The organism is Rhodococcus sp. NPDC003382 (assembly GCF_053589135.1).
The window spans coordinates 103,093-126,126 of record NZ_JBSFRH010000013.1 but is presented as its reverse complement, the minus strand read 5'-3'; the positions used below and the strand labels follow the sequence as shown (position 1 = coordinate 126,126).

General features: G+C 68.5%; 24 protein-coding genes. 20 read left to right on the top strand and 4 right to left on the bottom strand.

The annotated features are described in order from the left end of the window. Positions 1 to 27 precede the first annotated feature (27 nt). The gene (locus tag ACWDUD_RS11840; RefSeq protein ID WP_450109428.1) at positions 28 to 801 is read left to right on the top strand and encodes an MspA family porin; all 774 of its coding nucleotides are present in this window, start codon (positions 28 to 30) and stop codon (positions 799 to 801) included. Between the two features lie 99 nt (positions 802 to 900). Here ACWDUD_RS11840 and ACWDUD_RS11835 read toward each other — a convergent pair whose 3' ends face one another. Together ACWDUD_RS11835 and ACWDUD_RS11830 are read right to left on the bottom strand one after the other, a co-directional pair. Next, the gene (locus tag ACWDUD_RS11835; RefSeq protein WP_450109441.1) at positions 901 to 1,659 is read right to left on the bottom strand and encodes an HAD-IIA family hydrolase; all 759 of its coding nucleotides are present in this window, start codon (positions 1,657 to 1,659) and stop codon (positions 901 to 903) included. A gap of 85 nt (positions 1,660 to 1,744) precedes the next feature. Then, a complete protein-coding gene (locus ACWDUD_RS11830; RefSeq protein WP_450109427.1) occupies positions 1,745 to 2,350 on the bottom strand; it encodes a TetR/AcrR family transcriptional regulator in 606 nt (201 codons plus the stop codon). A 220-nt stretch (positions 2,351 to 2,570) separates the two neighbouring features. Between ACWDUD_RS11830 and ACWDUD_RS11825 the strand changes: the two genes are divergently transcribed. Further along, entirely contained in the window at positions 2,571 to 3,569 is a 999-nt protein-coding gene (locus tag ACWDUD_RS11825; protein WP_450109426.1) for an AvrD family protein, read from the top strand. Positions 3,570 to 3,726: 157 nt separating this feature from the next. Here the strand turns inward: ACWDUD_RS11825 and ACWDUD_RS11820 are convergent, their stop codons facing one another. Further along, a complete protein-coding gene (locus ACWDUD_RS11820) occupies positions 3,727 to 4,500 on the bottom strand; it encodes a sulfite exporter TauE/SafE family protein (protein ID WP_450109425.1) in 774 nt (257 codons plus the stop codon). 379 nt (positions 4,501 to 4,879) lie between these two features. On the opposite strand from ACWDUD_RS11820, the gene ACWDUD_RS11815 reads away from it, so the two are divergent. From ACWDUD_RS11815 to ACWDUD_RS11790, 6 genes are read left to right on the top strand one after another with little or no spacing between them, the layout of a single operon-like run. Further along, positions 4,880 to 5,851: an amino acid ABC transporter permease gene (locus tag ACWDUD_RS11815; RefSeq protein ID WP_450109424.1), complete on the top strand. Its 972-nt coding sequence runs from the start codon at positions 4,880 to 4,882 to the stop codon at positions 5,849 to 5,851. Next, on the top strand, positions 5,848 to 6,630 hold the full coding sequence (locus ACWDUD_RS11810; RefSeq protein ID WP_450109423.1) for an amino acid ABC transporter ATP-binding protein: 783 nt from the start codon (positions 5,848 to 5,850) through the stop codon (positions 6,628 to 6,630). Before ACWDUD_RS11815 ends, ACWDUD_RS11810 begins: the two co-directional genes overlap by 4 nt. A gap of 34 nt (positions 6,631 to 6,664) precedes the next feature. After that, positions 6,665 to 7,636 (top strand): ABC transporter substrate-binding protein, encoded by a 972-nt coding sequence (locus ACWDUD_RS11805; protein WP_450109422.1) that lies wholly within the window; start codon positions 6,665 to 6,667, stop codon positions 7,634 to 7,636. Positions 7,637 to 7,654: 18 nt separating this feature from the next. Then, entirely contained in the window at positions 7,655 to 8,785 is a 1,131-nt protein-coding gene (gene solA, locus ACWDUD_RS11800; RefSeq protein WP_450109421.1) for an N-methyl-L-tryptophan oxidase, read from the top strand. Beyond that, positions 8,782 to 9,270 (top strand): GNAT family N-acetyltransferase, encoded by a 489-nt coding sequence (locus ACWDUD_RS11795; RefSeq protein WP_197250315.1) that lies wholly within the window; start codon positions 8,782 to 8,784, stop codon positions 9,268 to 9,270. Before solA ends, ACWDUD_RS11795 begins: the two co-directional genes overlap by 4 nt. Before the next feature lie 40 nt (positions 9,271 to 9,310). After that, the gene (locus ACWDUD_RS11790) at positions 9,311 to 9,679 is read left to right on the top strand and encodes a SpoIIAA family protein (protein WP_197250314.1); all 369 of its coding nucleotides are present in this window, start codon (positions 9,311 to 9,313) and stop codon (positions 9,677 to 9,679) included. A 179-nt stretch (positions 9,680 to 9,858) separates the two neighbouring features. Here the strand turns inward: ACWDUD_RS11790 and ACWDUD_RS11785 are convergent, their stop codons facing one another. Continuing rightward, positions 9,859 to 10,440, bottom strand: coding sequence for an RNA-guided endonuclease InsQ/TnpB family protein (locus tag ACWDUD_RS11785; protein WP_450109420.1), 582 nt, complete (start codon positions 10,438 to 10,440; stop codon positions 9,859 to 9,861). Positions 10,441 to 10,562: 122 nt separating this feature from the next. Here ACWDUD_RS11785 and ACWDUD_RS11780 point away from each other — a divergent pair, with 122 nt between their 5' ends. The 12 genes from ACWDUD_RS11780 (at position 10,563) to fgd (ending at position 23,024) form a co-directional block, all read left to right on the top strand. Beyond that, on the top strand, positions 10,563 to 12,215 hold the full coding sequence (locus ACWDUD_RS11780; protein WP_450109419.1) for an ABC transporter substrate-binding protein: 1,653 nt from the start codon (positions 10,563 to 10,565) through the stop codon (positions 12,213 to 12,215). Positions 12,216 to 12,218: 3 nt separating this feature from the next. Beyond that, entirely contained in the window at positions 12,219 to 13,232 is a 1,014-nt protein-coding gene (locus ACWDUD_RS11775; protein ID WP_450109418.1) for an ABC transporter permease, read from the top strand. Continuing rightward, entirely contained in the window at positions 13,225 to 14,121 is an 897-nt protein-coding gene (locus ACWDUD_RS11770; RefSeq protein ID WP_450109417.1) for an ABC transporter permease, read from the top strand. The genes ACWDUD_RS11775 and ACWDUD_RS11770 overlap by 8 nt, the downstream gene beginning before the upstream one ends. After that, complete coding sequence (locus tag ACWDUD_RS11765; protein WP_450109416.1) at positions 14,118 to 15,713, top strand: ABC transporter ATP-binding protein; 1,596 nt, start codon at positions 14,118 to 14,120, stop codon at positions 15,711 to 15,713. The genes ACWDUD_RS11770 and ACWDUD_RS11765 overlap by 4 nt, the downstream gene beginning before the upstream one ends. Beyond that, the gene (locus tag ACWDUD_RS11760; protein WP_450109415.1) at positions 15,703 to 16,809 is read left to right on the top strand and encodes an LLM class flavin-dependent oxidoreductase; all 1,107 of its coding nucleotides are present in this window, start codon (positions 15,703 to 15,705) and stop codon (positions 16,807 to 16,809) included. The genes ACWDUD_RS11765 and ACWDUD_RS11760 overlap by 11 nt, the downstream gene beginning before the upstream one ends. Positions 16,810 to 16,822: 13 nt before the next feature. Further along, entirely contained in the window at positions 16,823 to 18,193 is a 1,371-nt protein-coding gene (locus ACWDUD_RS11755; RefSeq protein ID WP_450109414.1) for an NtaA/DmoA family FMN-dependent monooxygenase, read from the top strand. Beyond that, positions 18,190 to 19,017 carry a DUF1684 domain-containing protein gene (locus ACWDUD_RS11750; RefSeq protein WP_450109413.1) on the top strand — a complete coding sequence of 276 codons (828 nt, stop codon included), beginning with the start codon at positions 18,190 to 18,192 and terminating at the stop codon, positions 19,015 to 19,017. The genes ACWDUD_RS11755 and ACWDUD_RS11750 overlap by 4 nt, the downstream gene beginning before the upstream one ends. Positions 19,018 to 19,019: 2 nt before the next feature. Continuing rightward, positions 19,020 to 20,168: an LLM class flavin-dependent oxidoreductase gene (locus tag ACWDUD_RS11745; protein WP_450109412.1), complete on the top strand. Its 1,149-nt coding sequence runs from the start codon at positions 19,020 to 19,022 to the stop codon at positions 20,166 to 20,168. Positions 20,169 to 20,215: 47 nt separating this feature from the next. Continuing rightward, positions 20,216 to 20,692 carry a cupin domain-containing protein gene (locus tag ACWDUD_RS11740; RefSeq protein ID WP_450109411.1) on the top strand — a complete coding sequence of 159 codons (477 nt, stop codon included), beginning with the start codon at positions 20,216 to 20,218 and terminating at the stop codon, positions 20,690 to 20,692. Positions 20,693 to 20,735: 43 nt separating this feature from the next. Continuing rightward, a complete protein-coding gene (locus ACWDUD_RS11735) occupies positions 20,736 to 21,482 on the top strand; it encodes a hypothetical protein (RefSeq protein ID WP_450109410.1) in 747 nt (248 codons plus the stop codon). After that, positions 21,479 to 21,940 carry an RDD family protein gene (locus ACWDUD_RS11730; RefSeq protein WP_197250304.1) on the top strand — a complete coding sequence of 154 codons (462 nt, stop codon included), beginning with the start codon at positions 21,479 to 21,481 and terminating at the stop codon, positions 21,938 to 21,940. Before ACWDUD_RS11735 ends, ACWDUD_RS11730 begins: the two co-directional genes overlap by 4 nt. Before the next feature lie 70 nt (positions 21,941 to 22,010). After that, entirely contained in the window at positions 22,011 to 23,024 is a 1,014-nt protein-coding gene (fgd, locus tag ACWDUD_RS11725; RefSeq protein WP_420751712.1) for a glucose-6-phosphate dehydrogenase (coenzyme-F420), read from the top strand. Positions 23,025 to 23,034 lie beyond the last annotated feature (10 nt).

Below are 23,034 nucleotides of genomic sequence, written 5' to 3'. Positions count from 1 at the left end.
GCGAGCTGAGAACTCGAGAGAGAAAACATGAAGACCAGCATCACCAAGGGCCTGCGTCGCGGTCTCCGGGCGGCCGGGGTCGGCGCTACCGTCGCCGTCGCAATCGGCTTCGCCTCCGCCGGCACGGCCAACGCCGACACCTTCGTTCCCCTGCCGGACGGCTCGATCACCGAAACCCTGCCGGGCGACGTTGTGGTCACCGTGTCCCGTACGGGCGAATCCGCCAACATCAACCCGTCGATGGGCGCCACGCCCGTCCACCGCAATGTGTGGGTCTCCGGCTCGGCCCAGGTCAAGCTGAGTGGCGCAGGCGCGCAGAAGGTCAGCAACTATCGCATCCAGCCCGGCTATGTCGTGGGCTGCCAGGTAGACATCGCCGGTACCGCAGGCGCGGGTGCAAACGCCTCAGGCGGTGCATCGTCGACCAGCACGACTACCGACACCCCCCCTGCAGGAAATGGGGTCGTTACCGCGCAATCCAACACCGGTACCAGCAGCGGGGGGCTGAGCGCCAACGTTGGCATCACCTTGTCCCCGGGTAAGACCAGCCAGTTCTCCGTGCTCTCCATTGAGCAGGAAAACCCCTTCGGTGATCGGGTATTCCGTCCCTTCTCGGTGGTAGCCAAGCCCAAGGATGGCGCTATCCCGACCGAAGGCAGTGTCACCTGGGCTGACTCCACCGTGGGTATCTCTGGCTGTGCCGGCTACGCCCAAGCCCGCAGCTTCGTGAAGGTCACGGTCAACACGGCGACCGACACCCAGCAGGTCACCCTGTGGGGACAGCCCTTCAGCATCGGCTGACAGGCGCCTGACAGATGGTCGGCCCCGCCACCGAGAGCCTCATCCTCTCGGTGGCGGGGCGCTGTCGCCTTCCGGTCCGGTGGGGTCCGGAAGGCGACGTCAGAACGGATTCCTGGTGCGTCCCACCAGATCTGCGACCGACTCGACGATCCGCGTGGGCCGGTAGGGGTACAACTCGACCGACGCGCGCGTCGAGATGCCGGTGAGCACCAGCAGGGTCTGAAGCCCCGCCTCGAGGCCGGCGACGATGTCGGTGTCCATGCGGTCGCCGATCATCACCGTCGACGCCGAATGCGCACCGATCGCTCGCAGCGCGGACCGCATCATCAGCGCGTTCGGCTTGCCCACGAAGTACGGTTCACGGCCGGTCGCCCGCGTGATCAACGCCGCGACGGCGCCGGTCGCCGGAAGCGAGCCCTCCAGCGACGGTCCGGTCGGATCGGGGTTCGTCGCAATGAATCGCGCGCCGCGCTCGACGAGCCGGATGGCCGTCGTGATCGCCTCGAACGAGTAGGTGCGGGTCTCGCCGAGCACCACGTAGTCGGGGTCGCGGTCGGTCAGTACGTATCCGATGTCGTGCAGCGCCGTCGTCAGGCCCGATTCGCCGACGACGTACGCGGTGCCCTCCGGCCGCTGGTTCGCGAGGAACGTCGCGGTCGCGAGCGCCGACGTCCAGATCGATTCCTCGGGGATGTCGAGTCCCGTGCGCTGCAGCCGGGCCCGCAGGTCCCGCGGAGTGCGTATCGAGTTGTTGGTCAGAACCATGAACGGTGTTTCGTTCGAACGCAGTTCACTCAGGAATGCGTCTGCGCCGGGGATGAGCGCGTCCTCGTGGACGAGCACGCCGTCCATGTCCATCAGGTAGGTCCAGGCAGGGGCGGTGGTGTCCTCGGGTGTGCTCACCACCCCATCTTGTCATCCACGGTCGCCGGAGCGCTGGACGTCACCGAGGGCGAACGGACAGCCCCCGGATGAAGCTGCCGAGCGTGTTCTCGACGACGGTGCGGGTTTCCGGCGTCGGGTTGTCGGCATACGAGACGAGACCGTAGAAGCCCAGTTCGAGGATCATCCGCGCGGCGGTGTCCTCGTCGATGTCGACCATGGTGCCGGAGCGGGTCGCCTGTTCGAGCAGCTCGCGCACCACGGGCACGGACTTGCCGGCCTGGACCTCCCGTCGCCGAGCTTCGCCGATCGCGCTGGTGGCCTGCTGGGAGAGGGCCCGGAGCCGGGGATTGGCGGCATGCTCGTCGAAGATTCGGGCAAGGCCGTGGACGATCGCCTCGATCACGTCGTCGGGTCCCGAGTCCAGGGCGGAGAGGGCGTGGTCGAGGGCGGCTGCGCACTCCCGCCCGAAAGCCTCGGCGAACAACGCCTGCTTGTCGGAGAAATGATGATAGACAGCACCTTTGGTTACGCGTGCCGTCCTGGCGATCTGTTCGATCGACGTGTTCGCATACCCCTGGGTCGCGAACAGATCGGCACCGATCTCGACGAGCGCATCGTAGGTGCGCAGCGCGTACTCCTCGCGCCGTGACGGAAGCGTTTCCACCTCGCGGATCCTACCGACCCGGTGTGCGTTCCCGCCGAGTCGACGGGACGACCGTGTCCCTGGACTGGCGCACATGACTGTACGTCGGTATGTTCCATACCCACGTACAGTTCGATCTCGAGGGGGAGTTCGATGGGGGTCTGTCCTGGGCTGGTCAGGTCGTGACGTCGCCACCATCATCGGCACGCGACACGGCCGGCACGCACGTGGAGGGTGCACTGTGACCGCCCCGACCGCGCATGCTTCCCTCGACGAGGTGCTGGGTGCCGCCGACGGCCGCTATTTCGGACGCGGCTACAAGAACGTGAACCACGATCTCATCGACCTGGATCTGGGCCGATCCACCGGGCCGGGAACCGAGCACCGCGCCGTCGCGGTTCTCGACTACCCCCGAGGCTGGTCGGAGAAGGATTCGACAGAACTCGTCCCGCACGTGTCGTTCGTCGACACGGTGGCACTGGCCGCGTCACTGCTCGAAGCCGGACTGAGCCATGCGCGCAGACTCGAACCGGACGAGCAGGCCCGCATCTGGGTGGCGCATGCCAAGATCACTGCCGGAACACGGCCGGAGGATGACCTGCGCCGCTTCCCGGTCTCGGCGGTCGTGACCGGCGTCGCGCCGCCTCTGGACGGCACCGTCGCGACCACCGCGACCTTCCGGGTCGGCCGGCTCCGGGGAACGATGACACTGATCCACCCGGTCGGAGCAGGGGAGCAGTACGGCAGCGGTACGGACCGGGTACCCGGACCGTCGGCGGCGACGGTGTCGCCGTTCTATCTCGGTGGATACAAGTCGCACACTCTCACCGCGCGGGACCTCACCGTCGAGGACGACTCCGTCACCGCGACCGTGGAGATCGACGTAGACACCACCACTTCCTTCAGCGGCGCCGAAACCGCGTGGCCTCGGTCGATTTCGGTGATCGATGCCGTTCTCGGTGCCGCGCAGTTGTCCCAGGTTCTGCTCCACGGTCTCGACGGCGTCGACCGTAAGACGAGCACCGCGCTGTGGATGCGGAAACTGGAACTCGTCGCGGCCGGACCCGATCGCGACGCCCGCCGGCCGTTCCGCGGACAGGTACGGGTGCGGCGACTGTCGACGATCGACCGGGGAGAAGCCGTCTGGCGTAGTGCCGATCTTGCGATCACCGACTTCGGTGGCGTCACCGGTTCCTGTCTGCTCGCCCACCGGTTGCCGACGCCAGGGGATCGCTCGTGACCGCGCGGATCGCCGTGCTGGGATCCGATCCGGCCGCAACGGAGGAAGGTGCTCAGCCGGTGACTCACCCACGCGCGCGCGAAACTGACCGGCGGACGTCGGCACTTCGGCACTGGGGGGTGCCGAAGTGCCGACAGCGCGGACGGTTTCGCGTGTTTCACCCGAGCAGGCGATACAACCCGATGAGGCCGACGACGACGATGACCCCGCGCAGCGCGGTCGGGGACAGGCGGCGGCCGTAGCGTGATCCCAGCGCCCCGCCGATCAGCGAGCCGATCGCGATGACCCCGGCGACCGCCCAGTTGATCCGGTCGAACGCGACGAGCGTGTAGGTGGTCGCCGAGACGATGTTGACCAGCAGGGAGAGCAGGTTCTTCGCCGCGTTCTGCCGCTGGATGTTGTCGTGCAGCAACGCCCCGAACAGCCCCATGAGCAGAATGCCCTGTGCCGCAGTGAAGTAGCCGCCGTACACACCGACCGCGAACGTCCCTGCGACGAGGATCGACAGGCGCACCGGGCCGATGTGTTCGTCCACGGTTCCGCCCGCCCGCTTCAGCACCCACTTCTGCAGCTTCGGTTGCAGCACCACGAGTGTCAGCGCCAGCACCATGAGCACGGGCACGATCGTCTCGAATGCGGACTCCGGCAGGTGCAACAGCAACCATGCTCCGAGCAGCGCACCCGACAGCGACGCGGGGATCTGCCACCGCAACCGCGGCCACTGCCCGCGCAGTTCGCGTCGATAGCCCCATGTACTCGACACCCCACCGGCGACGAGCCCGACCGCGTTCGACATCGTCGCGGTCACCGGCGGTACCCCGAACGCCACGAGGGTCGGGAACGTGATGAGGGTGCCGGAGCCGACGAGGGCATTGATCGCGCCGGCACCCAGACCGGCCAGGGCGACGAGGAACAGTTCGAACGCAGTCACCGACCGCAGTCTACGGATCGGCTGTCGTCGACCTTCACCGTCCACCCCTGCGCTCGGTGTCCTCATCCCGGGTGGCATGGACGAGGGGGGTGAAATCCGGGGTGTGTTCGAATCATCCGGATTTCAATCAGTGACCCGGACGGCGCTCGGGCCCAATCTCTTGTTCTACGGTCGCCGCTCCCGAGGGGACCGAGGGAAGGTCCGACCATGAGCAGCAACGAGCGCGCGTCCTGGCGCCGACGGCACATCGATCTGTGCCGCGGCGGGCTGTGCCGCTGTCGCTGTCGCTGAGAGTCCGGTCCCCACATCCGACCTTCCGGGATATTCCCCCGTCCAGTTCGAAAGGCACCTCCATGTCTGCAGCGTCCGGCAGGCCGGCGTGAGCGCGCCGACCCGCAACCGTCCCGCACCACCGGCACACGACGACGTCGACGACGCGGATCTCGTGGTCGCGCGTACCCCGCATCCGTGGCGTTGGGTGATCAGCATCGCGGTGCTTGTCGTCGTCGCGCAGTTCCTGCACGGCCTCGCCACCAACCCCGGCTGGGACTGGGCGACCTTCGCCCGCTACTTCACCGCCGAATCGGTGCTGTCGGCGCTGTGGATGACGGTGAAGCTGACTCTGTGGGGCAGCATTCTGGGTTTCGGTCTCGGCGTGCTGCTCGCCGTCTCGCGGCTGTCGAACAACCCGGTGCTGCAGGTCATCTCGTGGATCTACATCTGGGCGTTCCGCTCGATTCCGCTGATCGTGCAGTTGCTGTTCTGGTTCAACATCGCGTACCTGTACCAGACACTGTCGCTGGGTATTCCGTTCGGACCGAGCTTCTTCGAGTTCAACGTGACCGGCGTGATCTCCGGGTTCACCGCCGCGGTCATCGGCCTGGCCCTGCACCAGGCCGCCTACTCCGCGGAGATCATCCGCGCCGGCATCATCTCTGTGGACCACGGACAGATCGAGGCGGCCAACGCACTCGGCATCCCGCGGTACCGCCAGTTCGTCAAAATCGTCCTGCCGCAGGCGATGCGCGCGATCCTGCCCAACGCCGCCAACGAGGTCATCAGCCTGTTCAAGGGCACCTCGATCGTCTCCACGATGGCGATCGCCGAGTTGTTCTACCAGGTCCAGGTGATCTTCGGGCGCAACGGCCGGGTGGTGCCGCTGCTCATGGTCGCCACCGTCTGGTACATCCTGCTCACCACCGTGCTGTCCATCATCCAGTACTACGTCGAGCGTCACTACGCCCGCGGCTCGGCGCGTGCCCTGCCGCTCACCCCGCGTCAGAAGCTGCTGGCCAAGTACCGCGAGATCCGTGATGCCGGGATCGGCACGCCGAGGGGAGCGACCAAATGACCACGATCGAAGATCCGCAGGTCTACGCGGTCGACGTGCGCGGCGTCCACAAGTCCTTCGGCGCCCTCGAAGTGCTCGAGGGCGTCGACCTGCAGGTCCGCAAGGGCGAGGTGACGGTGATCCTCGGGCCGTCCGGGTCCGGGAAGTCCACGCTGTTGCGTACCCTCAACCACCTGGAGAAGGTCGATCGCGGCACCATCCGCATCGACGGTGAGCTCATCGGCTACCGCCGTCGCGGCAACAAGCTGCACGAGCTGCGTCCGCGCGAGATTCTGCGCCAGCGCTCCCGGATCGGCTTCGTCTTCCAGAACTTCAATCTGTTCCCGCATCTGACCGCGCTCGAGAACGTGATCGAGGCGCCGTTGTCGGCGCAGAAGCGTGAACGCGCCGAGGTGGAGGCCGAAGCCCGGGAACTGCTCCGCCGCGTCGGTGTCGGGGACAAGGTCCACGACTACCCGAAGCAGCTGTCGGGTGGGCAGCAGCAACGCGTCGCGATCGCCCGCGCGCTGGCGCTGCGCCCGGCGGTGATCCTGTTCGACGAACCGACTTCCGCGCTCGACCCCGAACTCGTCGGCGAGGTTCTCGACGTGATCCGCGACCTCGCCGCCGACGGCGCAACCCTCGTGATCGTCACCCACGAGATCGGATTCGCCCGCGAGGTCGCCGACACCGTCGTGTTCATGGACGGCGGCGTCATCGTCGAGCAGGGCCCACCCGCCGACGTCCTCGAACGACCCAGCCACGACCGCACCCGGGCATTCCTGTCCCGGGTGCTCTGAAACCCCTTACACCGAAGATTTCCGGAAGGACACGATGTCAGCCCCCACCCGCCCCACGAGGCTGTTCGCCTCGGCCCTGACCGCCGTCGCCCTGTTCGCCGGCGCGGCGTGCAGCTCGGGCAACCCCGAGTCGGACGCCGCGAGCGCGGCCGGATACAACCTCAGCGCGGACCAGAACCGCATCACCACCGACGAGGTTCCCGAGATCGCCGCGAAGGTCCCGCAGGCCATCCGCGACCGCGGCACCCTGATCGTGACCGGTTCCGCCGGCACGGCACCGCCCCTGCGGTTCTACGCCGACGACGACAAGACGATCATCGGTTCCGAGACGGACTTCGCGTACCTCATCGGCGACGTGCTCGGTCTGGAGATCGAACTGACCGCGGCGGACTGGGCGCAGAACTTCGTGCGCATCGACTCCGGTGAGGCCGACACCTTCATCTCCAACGTGACCGTCACCGAGGAACGCAAGGAGAAGTACGACTTCGCCACCTACCGTCTCGACAGCCTTGCCGTGGAGGTGAAGAAGGGCAGTGGCATCACGTTCGACGGCCCGAAGGACATCGCAGGTCTGAAGGTCGGTGTCTCGTCCGGCACCAACCAGGAGGAGCTGCTCGTCCAGTGGAACGAGCAGAACGTCGCGGCCGGGCTCGAACCCGCCGAGATCCTCTACTACCAGAACGCAACCGACTACTACCTCGCGCTCGGCTCCGGCCGCATCGACGCGTACGTCGGGCCCAACCCGTCGTCGTCGTTCCATGCCATCCAGTCCGGCGAGACCGAGGTCGTCGGCACGTTCTCCGGTGCAGGAGACGCCCTGCAGGGTGAGATCGCGGTGCTGACGAAGAAGGACAACGGCCTGGTCGGCCCGATCAACGAGGCGCTGAACCACCTCATCGAGAACGGCACGTACGCACAGGTTCTCGAACGCTGGGGCATTTCGAGCGAGGCGGTCGAGTCCTCGAGGATCAACCCGCCCGGCCTGCCGAAGAAGCCTGCGCAGTAGCGAAACCCGGAGGAATCGATGAGTCGCATTCAGGGCCGCGCCGACGTGGTGATCGTCGGCGGCGGTGTCATCGGGTCGGCAGCGGCCTGGCGCCTGACCGAACGCGGCCGGTCGGTCGTGCTGCTCGAACAGTTCGATCCGGGACACCGCCACGGCGCGTCGCACGGCAGTTCGCGCATCTACCGGCAGGCGTACGACGGGGAGTTCTACACCGGTCTGGCCGCGCGGGCGCTGCCGCTGTGGCGTGCCCTCGAGGACGCCACGGGCACATCCGTTCTCACGCTCACCGGCGCCGTCGACCACGGTCTTCCCGCCGCGCTCGCGGCCAAGGCGAACGCGTTGGCCGCGCTCGGGATCCCGCACGAGCTGCTGGATCCGGCCGAGGCGGGACGGCGTTGGCCCGGAATCCGATTCGACACCCGGGTCCTGCACCACCCCGACGCCGGCCGGTTGCACGCCGACCGGTCGGTGCAGGCCCTGAACCGGGCTGCGGCCGATGCGGGAGCGGATATCCGGCACGGCGTGGCGGTACACGGAATCAGAAGCACCGCAACCGGTGTCGAGGTCGTCACCGACGGGACGACGATTGCGGCCGCACACGTCATCGTCGCGGCCGGCGCGTGGACCCGATCGCTGCTCGCCGACGCGCAGCTCGACGTCGTGCCGGAACTGCCGCGACTGCGCACCACGCAGGAACAACCCGCGCACTTCGTGCCGATCGTCGCGGACTGGCCGAGCTTCGTGCATCATCGTGGCGCCGGACTCACCGGAGAAGGCATCTACGGGCTCGGTTCCGAGGACGGCATCAAGATCGGTGAGCACGGTACGGGACCGGTGGTGGAACCCGAAACACGGGACTACAGGCCCGATCCCGCCGGTGTCGAGCGGCTCGTCGACTACGCGACCGCGTGGCTGCCCGGCGTCGACCCAAGCTCCGTCGTCGCTGACACCTGCCTCTACACGACCACCCCGGACAGCAATTTCGTCGTCGACCGGGTCGGTGACGTCACCGTGGCGGCCGGGTTCTCCGGGCACGGATTCAAATTCGCGCCGGTGATCGGGGAGCTCGTCGCCGATCTCGTCGACGGCAGGAGCCGAGCTCTCGAACCCCTCCGGTTCGGTGCCCGGCAGGCGGTGGCCGCGCGATGAGCGAAACCCGCCGCCTGCAGGTCCTTCGGGTGGCGCAGGACGACCCGCTCGCCCTGCCATTGCTCACCGAACTCGCCGTCGAGTACAGCACTCGCTACGAACGGCCGTTCGAGGAGCAGTTCGAGGACCTGACCACCCATCCCGGTGAGGAATTCGCGCCGCCGCACGGCGCGTTGCTGGTCCTCGTCGAGGACGGTGAACCCGTCGCCGGGGGAGCGTTCCGCCGCTACGACGAGCACACCGCCGAGCTCAAACGCATCTGGACCTCCGCTCGGCACCGGCGGCGCGGGCTCGGCCGTCTCGTCCTCGACGAACTCGAGGGCGAGGCGGTGCGGCGCGGCTATTCCCGCATCTACCTGACCACCGGGTGGCGCCAGCCGGAAGCGGTCGCGCTCTATCTGGCGGCGGGCTACACCGCCCTGTTCGACCCGTCCGTTCCGGCCGAGGAGATCGGCCCGCACCCGTTCGAGAAGTATCTGCGCTGATCCACCCAGGCGCCGGCGGCGGCAGCGGTACCGTCGAAACATGCTCGAACCGATCCGAGACCTGCCCGACGGCGTCCTCGGCTTCGAGGCCGTCGGACGAATCGAAGCGTCCGATTACGAGAACGTCCTGATGCCCGCGATCCGCGAGGTCTGTGACCGGGGAGAAAAGATCCGGATCGTCCTGGTGTTCGAGAGGTTCGACGGCCTGTCCCCCGGAGCAATGTGGGACGACTTCCGGCTCGGTGCCGAGCACGTCACCCGCTGGGAACGGATCGCGCTGGTCACGGACCTCGACTGGATGATCACCGTCATGTCCCTGTTCGGCTGGTTGACGCCCGGGGAGTTCAAGCGTTTCCCGCTGTCCGAGCGCGACGCCGCGATCGAGTGGGCGGCCGGAACCGCCGCCTGAACCCGGTTCGACGGCACGCAATTCGCGCCACCTCGAGAAAAAGGGGTGTTCGGGCTGTGCCGGGGCGTTCAGGTTCGGGCAAGAACCATCCAGAGCGACCGAGACACCTGGCTCGACGACGTCGCAGCAACCGTTGCCTTCTGGTGAGCAAACGTGAGCACGTCCTGTTTGCTTCGCCATCAGGCAGCCTCACCTTCCGGTGAGACAGTCCCGGTCCGACCGACAGTGTCGTGCCGGGTTGACGCTTCAACGCCTGCTGCCTTGTCCGCTCCCGCGGATCGGGTCTTGCGCGTGGCTCCACGTCCGTCCCCACCCGAATCGGTGGCGGCCGGGCTACTCCCGGTACCGGTCCCCGTATCACCCGTGCGGTGGGTCTCGCCGAGGCGGGCGAGGTTGATCGCAGCGTTGCGATCACGATCGATCGTCAGGCCGCAGTGCTCACACACATACGTCCGGTCCGCGAGGGTCAGGTTTGGTTGTCGCCTGCCACATCCCGAACACGTTTTCGATGAGGGGTACCAGCGGTCGGCCTCCACCAGCGTCGAGCCGTACCAGCGGGTCTTGTAGGACAGCAGCCGGCGGATCTGCGCCGACGCCGCATCCGCGAGCGCCCGGTTCAGGCCCTTCTTCCGACTGCCACCGGCCGAACGCATCCCCGACGCGTTCAACGTTTCCACCACGATCACCCGATGGCGTTGCGCCAGCGCGGTGGTGGCCGCGACGGCAGTGACTGACTTTGTCGCCGAAAAGGTTTCGATCACCGTGACGGAAAGGGTATTCCGGGGATCGGGAGGTCGCTACCGTCTGCATCGACCGCTGAGATCCGCACCGAATCCACCTGCCTTCCGCCCGGCGGCATCGCTTGCGTCATGCCGCCGGAGCCATGTCCAGATCACGGAGCCCGTCGTTGTCCATCTCGTCCTCTTCTGCGTCCCGGCTCGTCGTCACGGCGGCCGCAACGGCCGTGCTGGGAGCAGCACTGACCGCGTGCGGCTCCGGCGCCGCGGCGAACTCGGAACCCACCGGGGATCCGCAGCCCGGCGGCACCCTGCGGTACGGACTGTCGCAGGCACCCACCTGCGCGGATCCTGCCCAGGCCGGCACGAACCAGACCATCTACGTCGCCCGGCAGGTCGTCGACTCGCTCACCGACCAGGATCCCGAAACCGGTGAGATCGTGCCGTGGCTGGCCGAGAGCTGGGAATCGAACGGCGACGGCACACAGTTCACCTTCCGCCTCAAGGAAGGCGTCACGTTCAGCGACGGCACCCCGTTCACCGCGGAATCGGTGAAGAAGAACTTCGACGCGATCGTGAACACCCTCGGCGGGGTCAAGGCACCGCAGGCCGTCGGCTATCTTTCCGGGTACACCGGCACCACGGTCGTCGACGACCGCACCGCACAGGTGACCTTCTCGGCGCCGAACGCGCCGTTCCTGCAGGCCACGGCCAGCCATCAGCTCGGTCTGCTCTCGGAGGCGGACACCGCAAAGAGCGCCGAGGAGCGCTGCGCGGGAGAGCTTTCCGGCACCGGGCCGTTCGTGTACGAGGACTACCAGCAGGACAAGTCCGCGACGCTCGTCAAGCGGGCCGGCTACTCGTGGGGGTCCGAGGCGTTCGGGCACGACGGTGAGGCCTACCTCGACCGCATCGAATTCACCGTCGTGCCCGAATCCGGGGTCCGCACCGGCTCGCTCGCCTCCGGGCAGCTCGACGCGATCTCCGATGCGCTCCCGCAGGACGCCCCGCAGATCGAAGGTGCCGGTGGCCGCATCCTCACCACACCGAACCCGGGCATTCCGTTCGGATTCCAGCCCAACGTCAGTCGCGGTGTCCTCGCCGATCCGGCCGTCCGGAGCGCAGTGATTCCGGCGATCAACCGGCAGGAACTCGTCGACACCGTCCTCGGTCCCGACTTCCGCCCCGCCACCAGCACCCTCGCGTCCGCGACCCCCGCTTACGTCGAGCTCGCCGACGTCACCTACGACCCGCAGAAGGCCGAGAAGATCCTCGACGACGCGGGCTGGGTGCCCGGCCCCGACGGGATCCGCGTCAAAGACGGGCAACGCCTGAGCTTCCCGGTGCTCTTCAGCTCCGTGTTCGCGGGCAACCAGGCCATTCTCGAACTGGTGCAGCAGCAGCTGCGCGCCGTGGGCATCGACCTGCAGCTCGACCTCGTCTCCACTCCGGAGACCACGGCCCGTCAGAACGCCGGCGACTACGAGGCGTCCTACTACAACAGCACCCGCGCCGACGGCGACATCCTGCGCACCGCCTTCGGGCTGCAAGGCCGCAACATCAACCAGCGTGGCCCGATCCCCGCGCTCGACGACGTGCTGAACCGTCAGCTGTCCACGACGGATCCGGCTGCTCGTGCCGAACTCATCGCGCAGGCGCAGCAGCTCGTGCTCGACAACGGCCTGTGGATCCCCACCGTCGAACTGTCGCAGGCGATCGGCGCCGGACCGAACGTGGCAGATCTGAAGTTCGAGGCCTCCGCCCGGCTGCAGTTCTTCGACACCTGGCTGAGCGAGTAGATCATGGTGCGCTACCTCGGGTTTCGCGTGCTCCAGGCGGTCGGTGTGCTGTGGGCTGCGTTCACGGTGTCGTTCGCGGTGCTCTACCTGCTGCCGTCCGATCCGGTGAGCATCGCGGCCGGTGCCGACGCCGGCACCCCCGTCGACGCCGCGGCGATCGAACAGCTCCAGGCGCGGTACGGTCTCGACCAGCCGGTCGCGGTGCAGTACTGGAACGCGCTGAGTCACGCGGTCCGAGGTGACTTCGGCATCTCCATCTCCACCGGGCAGCAGGTGACCGACGCGATCGCCGCCGCCCTGCCGAGCACTCTCGTTCTGGCGGCCACCGCGCTGGTGCTCGCCCTGGTGTTCGGCACGGCGGTCGCGTTCCTCGCCACCTACACCCGTGCGGGGTGGATACGGAGCCTGCTGTTCTCGCTTCCGCCTCTCGGTGTGGCGGTGCCGACTTTCTGGGTGGGCCTGATCCTGCTGCAGTTCTTCTCGTTCCGGCTGAAGTTGTTCCCCGCCTTCGGAGATCAGGGCATCGAACACGTGATCCTTTCGGCGATCACGCTGGCGTTGCCCACCGGCGCGGTGATCGCGCAGGTCCTCGCGACGAGCCTGCAGTCGACCTGGCGGCAGCCGTTCATCGAAGCCGCACGGGCGAAAGGCGCCTCACGGCTGCGCATCCAGACACGGCACGCGCTGAGACTGTCGAGCATCCCGGCCTTCACGATCGCCGGCGTCATCGTCGGCAATCTGCTGGCCGGATCGGTGGTCGTCGAGACGGTGTTCTCCCGCGCCGGGATCGGGCGCCTCACCCAGATGTCGGTGATGGCGCAGGACATTCCCGTCGTGCAGGGCATCGTCGTGTTCTCGGCGACGGTGTTCGTGCTCGTGAACCTCGCCGTCGACCTGCTCTACCCCCTCGTCGACCCGCGTATCACGCACGGCGGCAGCCGCGGTGGCGCTGCCGTCCCGACGGAGGAAGACCCGACCCACGGCGACACCCTCCTGGAGGTGGAGGCACGTGTCTGACACGCTGATTCTCGAGACGGTACCGGCGACCTCGCCGAAGCCGGATCCGGTCTCGCCCAGGACGTTCCGTATCTCGTCCGTCGTGACCTGGCTGCGACGCAATGCCGTGGTCGCGGTCTCCGCGGTCGTGCTGCTCCTCGCCGTCGGCTTCGCCCTGTTCCCTTCGGTTTTCGCCTCCGGGGACCCGCTGCGGGGAGTGCCGGCCGAGAAGCTGCAGGGACCGAGCGTCGCGCACTGGTTCGGCACCGACAACCTCGGCCGCGACGTCTACACCCGCGTGGTGCACGGCGCCGGGCTGTCGCTCACCGCGACCCTCGTCGCCGTCGGGATCGCCCTGGTGGTCGGCTCGCTCGTCGGTCTGCTCTCGGGCGCCCTCGGCGGCGGCGTCGACGCGGTCCTCATGCGCATCGTCGACGTGCTGCTGTCGATCCCGGCCCTGCTGCTGTCGCTCGCGCTGGTGACGGCGCTCGGCTTCGGCACGATGAACGTCGCGATCGCGGTCGGTGTGAGCCTCGTGGCGAACTTCGCCCGGGTCATGCGGTCGGAGGTGCTGCGCGTCCGCAAGGCCCTGTACGTCGAGGCGGCCTTCGCGTGCGGCGTCCGGTGGCACACCGTGCTCCGCCGGCACGTACTGCGCAACTCGTACGCACCCGTCACCGCGCTCGCAGCCGTGGAATTCGGCATGGCGGTGCTCGCCGTCTCGTCGCTGAGCTTCCTCGGGTTCGGTGCCGTCCCGCCCACTCCCGAGTGGGGGTCGCTCATCTCGGAGGGACGCAACTATCTCGCCGCGGCGTGGTGGATGACGACGCTGCCGGGCCTGGTCATCGTGGCCGTCGTGCTCTCCGCACACCGCGTCGGTCACGCCATCGAGGACAGGAGCGCGCGATGACCCTGCTCGAGGTCCGCGACCTGCAGGTCGCCTACGGATCGGCCCGCGAACCGGTGGTCGCGGTGGACGGCGTCGACCTCACCGTGGCACGCGGCGAGGTGGTCGCGGTGGTCGGCGAATCCGGTTCGGGCAAGTCCACGACCGCCCAGGCGATCATCGGGTTGCTCGCCGGCACCGGACGCGTCACCGGAGGATCGGTGACCTTCGACGGCACCCGGCTGAACGACCTGTCGGAGCGGGCCTTCGAACGCATTCGCGGCGCTCGCATCGGGTTCGTTCCCCAGGACCCCACGACCTCGCTCAATCCCGTCCTCCGCGTCGGCGACCAGGTCGCCGAGGTGCTGCGCATCCACGGTCTCGCCGACCGGCGCACCGCGAGGATCGAAACACTGCGCATCCTCGAGGAGGCCGGGCTCGACGATCCTGCGCTGCGCGCGAAGCAGTACCCGCAGGAACTGTCCGGCGGGCAGCGCCAGCGCGTGCTCATCGGCATCGCCCTCGCGTGCCGCCCGGACCTGGTCATCGCCGACGAACCGACCAGCGCGCTCGACGTGACGGTGCAGCGCCGCATCCTCGACCACCTCGACGCACGGATCGCCGAGACCGGGACGGCGGTTCTGCTCATCACCCACGACCTGGGGGTCGCGGCGGACCGCGCCGACCGCATCGTCGTGATGAAGAGCGGTCGGGTCGTCGAAACCGGACCTGCCGCACAGGTACTCGCCGACCCGCAGCACGAGTACACGCGCTCGCTCATCGCCGCGGCACCGAGCCTTGCGGACGCGCCGCAACGCCCCGCGCTGCGCAAGGCCGCCCCGATCCTCACGGTCTCGAACGTGTCGAGGACGTTCCGCATCGACCGGAAGTCCGCGCTGCACGCCGTGCGCGACGTCTCGTTCGAGGTGCCTCGCGGCGGCACCCTGTCGCTGGTCGGCGAGTCCGGATCCGGCAAGTCCACCGTCTCGCGGATCGCGATCCGGCTCGAGACGCCCACCTCGGGCGAGGTGCGGTTCGACGGTGACGACATCACCGGCCTCCGCGGACACGCACTGCGGGCGTTGCGCCGCCGGGTGCAGATCGTCCACCAGAACCCGTACGCGTCGCTCGATCCGAAACTGCGGATCCGCGACATCGTCGCCGAACCGCTCGACGCGTTCGGCATCGGCACACGAGCCGAGCGCGCCGAACACGTCGCACGCCTCCTCGATCAGGTGGCACTGTCGACGGCGCACCTGGACCGCAAACCCGCGGAACTGTCGGGAGGGCAACGGCAGCGCGTCGCCATCGCCCGGGCGCTCGCGCTGCAACCCGACCTCCTTGTGCTCGACGAACCGGTCTCGGCGCTCGACGTGTCGGTCCAGGCGCAGATCCTCGACCTGCTCACTGCGCTGCAGACCGAACTCGGGCTCAGCTACCTGTTCATCTCGCACGACCTCGCCGTCGTCCGCCAGATCAGCGACACCGTCGCTGTGATGCGCGCCGGCCGGGTCGTCGAATACGGCTCCACCGCAGAAATTTTCGACAATCCGCAGCACGAGTACACCCAGACGTTGCTCGAGGCCATCCCCGGGAAGGTCCATCATGTCCGATAGTTCAGAGTTGTTGCTGGCCGTCGACTTCGCCGGCACCGGCATCCACCCGTCGTCGTGGCGCCGCGACGATTCGCGCGCCGAGGAATTGTTCACCGCACGCTACTGGGCCGATCTCGTCGGCGCCGCAGATCGCGCGGGCGTGGACTTCGCGTTCTTCCCGGACACCTTCGGTGTCACCTCGGACGCGAGCACCGTGCGCGGCCGGCTCGAAGCCGTGGGGCTCGCCGCGCGTCTCACCGCGGCCACCACCCGAATCGGGCTCGTCCCCACCGCGACCGTCACCCACACCGAACCGTTCCACGTCGCCAAGGCGATCCAGACCGTCGACCACACCACGCTCGGTCGCGCGGGCTGGGAGGTCGCGGTGACGCCGGGCGCCGGGCCGGTCGCGTTGTTCGGCCGCAAGGACGAGCAGGACACCGCGTCGCTGTGGGCCGAGGCCGACGAGGCCGCCGAGGTCGCGGCGCGACTGTGGGACAGCTGGGAGGACGACGCCGAGATCCGCGACGTCGCCACCGGCCGCTTCATCGACCGGGACAAGGTTCACTACATCGATTTCGTCGGCGAGTACTTCTCCGTCAAGGGGTCGTCCATCGTGCCGAGGTCGCCGCAGGGGCAACCGTTGGTCGCGGTGACGGTAACCGGCGACGAATCGTTCGAATTCGCCGCGAAGCGAGCAGATCTCGTGCGCATCCGGGCAACGGATGCCGAGGCTGCGGCCGATCTCACCACCCGTATCCGGGCCGCTGCGGGGGACCGTCCGGTCCTCGTCCTGCTCGACGTCGACCTGCTGCTCGCCGCCACCGACGCCGACGCGGCCGCCGACCTCGCGCAACTCGAGGCGTGGGCCGGAGCGCCGTACGTCTCCGACACGATCGTCCACGTGGGCACCGCCGCCGGAGCCGTCGAGCTCCTGGGAGACATCCGGGGCGTGAACGGGGTGACGCTGCGACCGCTCGCTCTGCCGTCGACCCTGCCGCGGCTCGTCGAGAACGTCCTGCCCGTCATTCGTCCCGTGGTCGCGCCCGCAACCGGAACCCTCCGCGACCGGCTCGGTCTGCCCCGTCCCGCCAATCGTTTCGCTTCCGCTCACTGAAGGATCGATCACCTTGTCACGCAATATCGTTCGCAAGCAGATCCACCTCGCCGCCCACTTCCCGGGGGTCAACAACACCACCGTGTGGGCAGACCCGGCCTCGAAGAGCCAGATCGACTTCGAGTCGTTCGTGCACCTCGCGCGCACCGCCGAGCGCGGCAAGTTCGACTTCTTCTTCCTCGCCGAGGGATTGCGGTTGCGCGAACACCGCGGCCGCATCCACGACCTCGACGTCGTCGGCCGGCCCGACACGCTCACCGTGCTCGAGGCGCTCGCCGGCGCCACCACCCACCTCGGGCTGGCCGGCACGATCAACACCACCTTCAACGAACCGTACGAGCTGGCGAAGCAGTTCGCGACGCTCGACCACCTGTCCGACGGCCGCGCCGCGTGGAACCTGGTCACGTCGTCGGATGCGTTCACCGGCGAGAACTTCCGTCGCGGCGGCTTCCTCGACCATTCCCAGCGCTACGTCCGCGCGGCCGAAGTGGTCGACGTGGTGCGGCAACTGTGGGACGGCTGGTCCGAACGTGGGCCCGTGATCGACCGTGAGGCCGGAATCTTCGCCGCCGACAACGACATCGCGCCGTTCGACATCCACACCACCCAGTTCGACATCGCGGGGCGCTTCGAGGTGCCGCGCAGCCCCCAGGGGCATCCGGTCTTCCTGCAGGCCGGCGACTCCGACGAGGGACGCGAGTTCGGGGCCGCGAAGGCCGATGCGATCTTCAGCCGCCACGGCACCCTCGAGGAGGGGCGGGCGTTCTACACCGATGTCAAGAGCCGCCTCGCGAAATACGGCCGCAGTCACGACGACCTGAAGATCCTGCCCGCCGCGGCGTTCGTCCTCGGTGACAGCGCCGAGGACGCGGAAGAACGGGCCCGGCACATCCGGCTGCAGCAGGTCGGCCCGCAGACCGCGATCGCGTTCCTCGAGCAGGTATGGGGCCGCGACCTCTCGAACTACGACCCGGACGGGCCCCTGCCCGACGTCGACCCCGAGGACAACGTGACCATCACTCGCGGCCGCGTCCGCCACGCGAAGGATCCGCGCGCGGTTGCCGAGGCGTGGCGCGCGAAGGCCGAGGCCGAGAACCTCAGCATCCGCGAACTCATCATCGAGGTCACCGCGCGTCAGCAGTTCGTGGGCACCGCCGAACAGGTCGCCGCCGAGATCGACCACTACGTGCAGACCGACGCGAGCGACGGTTTCATCCTGGTGCCGCACCTGACCCCCGGCGGCCTCGACGAGTTCGTCGACACCGTCGTGCCGCTGCTGCAGGAACGCGGCAGTTTCCGCACCGAGTACGACGGCACCACCCTGCGCAGCCACCTGGGCCTGTGCCACCCGCACGAGACGAACGAAGGAGTCCGAGCATCGTGACCACAACACTCGACCACACCCGATTCCTCGAGGACTGGAAGCAGTGGCACGCCGCCCGCAACGACGCGCTGCGGCAGCCGCTGGGCTGGCTCAGCCTCACCGCGCTGCACTGGCTCGACGAGACCCCCACCGAATTCGACGAAGCCCCGGGGATCTGGCACACCGCCGGTGACACGGTCGTGCACGTGCACGGTGACACGGTCGTGCACGTGCACGGTGACACGGTCGTGCACGTGCACGGTGACGAGACCGGTACCTACGAACCGGTCGAGGGTGCGCCCGGGCTCGAGGTGGAGTTCGACGGCGGTTACGTCGAGATCATCCGCCGCACCGGTCGTTTCGGGATCCGTATCCACGACCGGAATGCTCCCGCGGTCGCCGCCTTCACGGAAGTACCGGTGTACGAGCCGGATACGAAGTGGGTTCTCAACGGCCGTTTCGAAGCGTTCGACGAGTCGCGCACCGTGACCACCGGCGCCGTCGTCGACGGTCTCGAACATCATCACAGCGCAGCCGGGCTCGTCCGGTTCGACCACGACGGCAGCGAGCACACGCTCGTCGCGTTCGGCGAGGTCGGCGGGCCATTGCGGGTGTTGTTCACCGACGCGACCAGCGGGGTCACCACCTACCCGGCGGCACGCGCGCTCGACCTCGGTGTCCCGGACGAGAACAACACCGTCACACTCGATTTCACGCGGGCGGCGAATCTGCCCTGCGCGTTCACCGACGCCGCGACCTGCCCGATCGCGCCGGCCGAGAACCGGCTCCCGTTCGCCGTCGAGGCGGGCGAACGCAATCCCCGCACATCGCAGAATCCGGAGTGACCATGGCTGTGACGAATCCGGTTCCGCTGTCCGTGCTGGACCTGTCGCCGGTCAGCGAGGGAGCGACCGTGCCGCAGGCACTGCGCAACACGGTCGATCTCGCGCGGAAGGCCGAGGCGTGGGGTTACCGGCGCTACTGGGTCGCCGAGCACCACTTCGTCGCGGTGGCCTCGTCGTCCCCGGCGGTGCTGATCGGCGCGGTCGCCGCGGCCACGAGCACCATCCGGGTCGGGGCGGCGGCGGTGCAGCTCGGCCACAACACCGCCGCGGGTGTCGTCGAAGCATTCGGCACGCTCGACGCGTTCCATCCGGGGCGGATCGATCTCGGTCTCGGCCGTTCGGGCCAGCGGCGCGCGGAAGCGTTGAAGGCTGCCGCATCCGGTGTCGAGCCCCCGGCGCCGCGCGCCACCGAGATCCGGAACGGCCTGGTGATCCCGCCGCCGTTCCCGACCGGCCGGATCCTCGCCTCGCCGCGTCTCGCGGCCTCGTTCGCGGCGCTCCAGCAGCCCGGCGCGCAGTCGCCGGACTTCGACGAGCAGGTCGCCGACATCCTCTCGTTGCTCGACGGCACGTACCGCACCGCCGACGGCATCGAGCTGCACGCCCATCCGGGGGAGAACGCCGACGTCGAGGTGTGGGTGTTCGGGTCGAGTGCGGGCCCGTCCGCCGCCCTCGCGGGCCGGCTCGGACTGCCGTTCGGGGCGAACTATCACGTCGCACCGTCCAGCACGGTCGAGGCCGTCGAGGCATACCGGGCAGCGTTCCGTCCGTCGAAGTACCTGGCAGAGCCGTATGTGGTGGTCTCGGCGGACGCCGTCGTCGCCGACGACGACGCGACCGCCCGCGAGCTCGCGTCGACGTACGGGCACTGGGCCCACAGCATCCGCTCGGGTCAGGGCGCCGTGCCCTACCCGGACCCGGCGACCGCGGAACCTCTCACCGCCGAGGAACGGGAACTCGTCGACGATCGTCTCGTCACCCAGTTCGTGGGTTCCCCGGGCACGGTCGCCGAACGGCTCGACACGTTGCGCCGGGTCACCGGCGCCGACGAACTCGTCGTCACGTCGGTGACACACCGGCACGAGGACCGGTTGCGGTCCTACGAACTGCTCGCACGGGAATGGGGGCTTGCGGGGCTGCGCGCCGCCTGACCGTGTCCGGGCCGAATGTCACGGCGGTTCGGATAGGCTGAACCGCTGTGACATTCGGCGACGCGGACCGCGACGACAACGGCGAGATCCCGGAATGGGCGCGCGCTCTCGGGCTCGCGCCACATCCCGAGGGCGGCTGGTACCGGGAGACCTGGCGCAGCGACCTCGAGCTGCCCGCCACGGCCCTGCCCGGCTATCCCGCGTCCCGCAGCGCCGGAACCGCGATCCTGTTCCTGCTCGTGCCCGGGCAGCAGTCCGCGTGGCACACGGTGCGCGGTGCCGAGCTGTGGCTGTACCACCGGGGGAGTCCCGTGCTGCTCGAGATCGCGGAACCGGGACCGGAACCCGGTGAGATCACCGAATATCTCGTCGGTCCCGACTTCGCCGAAGGCCACCGGCCGCAGGTCGTGGTGCCGCCCTGCCACTGGCAGCGAGCCCGGCCGGCGGGAAGCGAACCGAGCCTGGTCGGGTGCGTCGTCGTGCCCGGATTCGACTTCGACGACTTCACTCTGGCCGGCAGCTGAACCGGCACGTGCATTTCGCCGGATTCGGGTCTTTGATGTGGGTATGAGTGTCGACAGGAGTGCGGATCCGCTGCGCTTGGCCGCGGGAGCCGCGACGGTGCTGGCCGGTGCGGTCGGGAGCGCGATGGGCGTGAGCATGGACCTCGCCCGCCGGTTGCCCGGCGTCGCGTCGGCCATCGACGGCCTCGAGGCGCGCGGCGACGCTGCCCTGCGCGCGGCGGATGCCGCCGTGGACCGCGTCCTGCGCGTCGTCGTGCGGAAGGTCGTACAGGCGGCGTTGCTCGAAGTGGACATCACCGCCGTCGTCCGCGACCACGTCGACCTCGACGCGATCGCCGAGGGCATCGACGTGGGCCGCATCGTCGACCGGGTCGACATCGACGGGATCGCAGAGCGGATCGACATCGACCGGATCCTCGACCGGGTGGACATCGACGGTGTCGCTGCGCGCGTGGACCTCGAGAAGATCATCGCCCGGGTCGACATCGACGGGATCGCCGCGCGCCTGGATCTGACGCCGATCCTGGACCGGGTGGACATCGACGCGATCGCGGCGCGGGTCGACGTGGACGCGATCATCCGGCGTGTGGACCTGATCGGTCTGGCCGGCACCGTCATCGAGGGCGTCGATCTGCCCGAGATCATCCGGGAATCCACCGGGACGATGTCCACCGAGGCCGTGCAGGGGGTGCGGACCCAGGGCATGCGTGCCGACGACGCGGTCTCCGGATTCGTCGGCCGCATGTTCGGGAGGCACCCCGAGCACCACGAGCACGAGGGGCAGGGGTGAGCGAGCATCGGCCCGCGGGCATCGTCACGCGGGGTCTCGCGGCGCTCCTGGATCTCGGCGTCGTGCTCGCGGGTATGGGCGGCCTGTACCTGTCCTGGGCGCTGATGCGGTTGCTGTTCTCGCCGCAGCAGTTCTCGTTCCCGGACGTGCAGGTCGTCATGTCGATCACGACCTGCAGCGCACTGTCGGTGCTGTACCTGGCGGCGTGCTGGGCGACGACCGGTCGCACCGTCGGCTCGGTCGTGATGGGCCTTCGGGTCGTCGGGCGCAACCGGCAGCTCATGGGCTGGCTCCGCGCGCTGATTCGGGCCGGGTTCTGCGTCGTGTTCCCGGTCGGGCTGATCGTGGTCGCCGTCGATCGGCGACGACGGTCGCTGCAGGACATCGTGCTGCGGACCACGGTCGTCTACGACTGGCAGCCCGATCCTCACCTCGCCGAGCCGCACGGCGGACAGTGAAAACTCCGCCGGAACACCGTTCCGGTCATACTCGAAGCAGATTGAGATCGAAGACATACAGGAGAACTCGGTGGCACAGGGCTTGAAGTTGGGATACAAGGCGTCCGCGGAGCAGTTCGGTCCCCGGGAACTGGTGGAGCTGGCGGTGCTGGCCGAGGAACACGGCATGGATTCGGCGACAGTGTCCGACCACTTCCAGCCGTGGCGGCACAACGGTGGGCACGCTCCCTTCTCGCTGTCGTGGATGACCGCGGTCGGCGAGCGCACGAAGCGCCTGCAGCTCGGCACTTCGGTGCTGACCCCCACGTACCGGTACAACCCGGCCGTCATCGCGCAGGCGTTCGCGACGATGGGCTGCCTGTATCCGGGCCGCGTCATGCTCGGCGTCGGCACCGGTGAGGCCCTCAACGAGATCGCCACCGGCTACCAGGGCGAGTGGCCGGAGTTCAAGGAGCGGTTCGCCCGGCTGCGCGAATCGGTGCGGCTGATGCGCGCGCTGTGGACCGGCGACCGCGTCGACTTCGACGGCGAGTACTACACCACGAAGGGCGCCTCGATCTACGACGTGCCCGAAGGGGGCATCCCGGTGTACATTGCCGCCGGTGGGCCGGTGGTCGCCCGGTACGCGGGCCGTGCCGGTGACGGCTTCATCTGCACCTCCGGCAAGGGCATGGAGCTCTACAACGACAAGTTGCTTCCGGCGGTCGCCGAGGGCGCCGAGAAGGCCGAACGGGACGTCGCGGCGATCGACAAGATGATCGAGATCAAGATCTCTTACGACACCGATCCGGACGCGGCGCTCGAGAACACCCGGTTCTGGGCTCCGCTGTCGCTCACCCCGGAGCAGAAGCACTCGATCGAGGATCCCATCGAGATGGAAGCGGCCGCGGACGCGCTGCCCATCGAACAGGTCGCCAAGCGGTGGATCGTGGCGTCGGATCCCGACGAGGCGGTCGAGAAGGTCAAGGCGTACATCGACGCCGGACTGAACCACCTCGTGTTCCACGCGCCGGGTCACGACCAGAAGCGTTTCCTCGAGCTGTTCGAACGCGACCTGGCGCCGCGTCTTCGCGCGCTCGCCTGATACCGCGATC

What these genes read in the sequence shown, in the direction of transcription:
- ACWDUD_RS11840 (WP_450109428.1), top strand. Translation starts at nt 28, where the DNA reads ATGAAGACCAGCATCACCAAGGGCCTGCGTCGCGGTCTCCGGGCGGCC.
- ACWDUD_RS11760 (WP_450109415.1), top strand. Translation starts at nt 15,703, where the DNA reads ATGTCCGATAGTTCAGAGTTGTTGCTGGCCGTCGACTTCGCCGGCACC.
- ACWDUD_RS11810 (WP_450109423.1), top strand. Translation starts at nt 5,848, where the DNA reads ATGACCACGATCGAAGATCCGCAGGTCTACGCGGTCGACGTGCGCGGC.
- ACWDUD_RS11795 (WP_197250315.1), top strand. Translation starts at nt 8,782, where the DNA reads ATGAGCGAAACCCGCCGCCTGCAGGTCCTTCGGGTGGCGCAGGACGAC.
- ACWDUD_RS11765 (WP_450109416.1), top strand. Translation starts at nt 14,118, where the DNA reads ATGACCCTGCTCGAGGTCCGCGACCTGCAGGTCGCCTACGGATCGGCC.
- ACWDUD_RS11780 (WP_450109419.1), top strand. Translation starts at nt 10,563, where the DNA reads ATGTCCAGATCACGGAGCCCGTCGTTGTCCATCTCGTCCTCTTCTGCG.
- ACWDUD_RS11745 (WP_450109412.1), top strand. Translation starts at nt 19,020, where the DNA reads ATGGCTGTGACGAATCCGGTTCCGCTGTCCGTGCTGGACCTGTCGCCG.
- ACWDUD_RS11735 (WP_450109410.1), top strand. Translation starts at nt 20,736, where the DNA reads ATGAGTGTCGACAGGAGTGCGGATCCGCTGCGCTTGGCCGCGGGAGCC.
- solA (WP_450109421.1), top strand. Translation starts at nt 7,655, where the DNA reads ATGAGTCGCATTCAGGGCCGCGCCGACGTGGTGATCGTCGGCGGCGGT.
- ACWDUD_RS11790 (WP_197250314.1), top strand. Translation starts at nt 9,311, where the DNA reads ATGCTCGAACCGATCCGAGACCTGCCCGACGGCGTCCTCGGCTTCGAG.
- ACWDUD_RS11835 (WP_450109441.1), bottom strand. Translation starts at nt 1,659, where the DNA reads ATGGACATGGACGGCGTGCTCGTCCACGAGGACGCGCTCATCCCCGGC.
- ACWDUD_RS11775 (WP_450109418.1), top strand. Translation starts at nt 12,219, where the DNA reads ATGGTGCGCTACCTCGGGTTTCGCGTGCTCCAGGCGGTCGGTGTGCTG.
- ACWDUD_RS11805 (WP_450109422.1), top strand. Translation starts at nt 6,665, where the DNA reads ATGTCAGCCCCCACCCGCCCCACGAGGCTGTTCGCCTCGGCCCTGACC.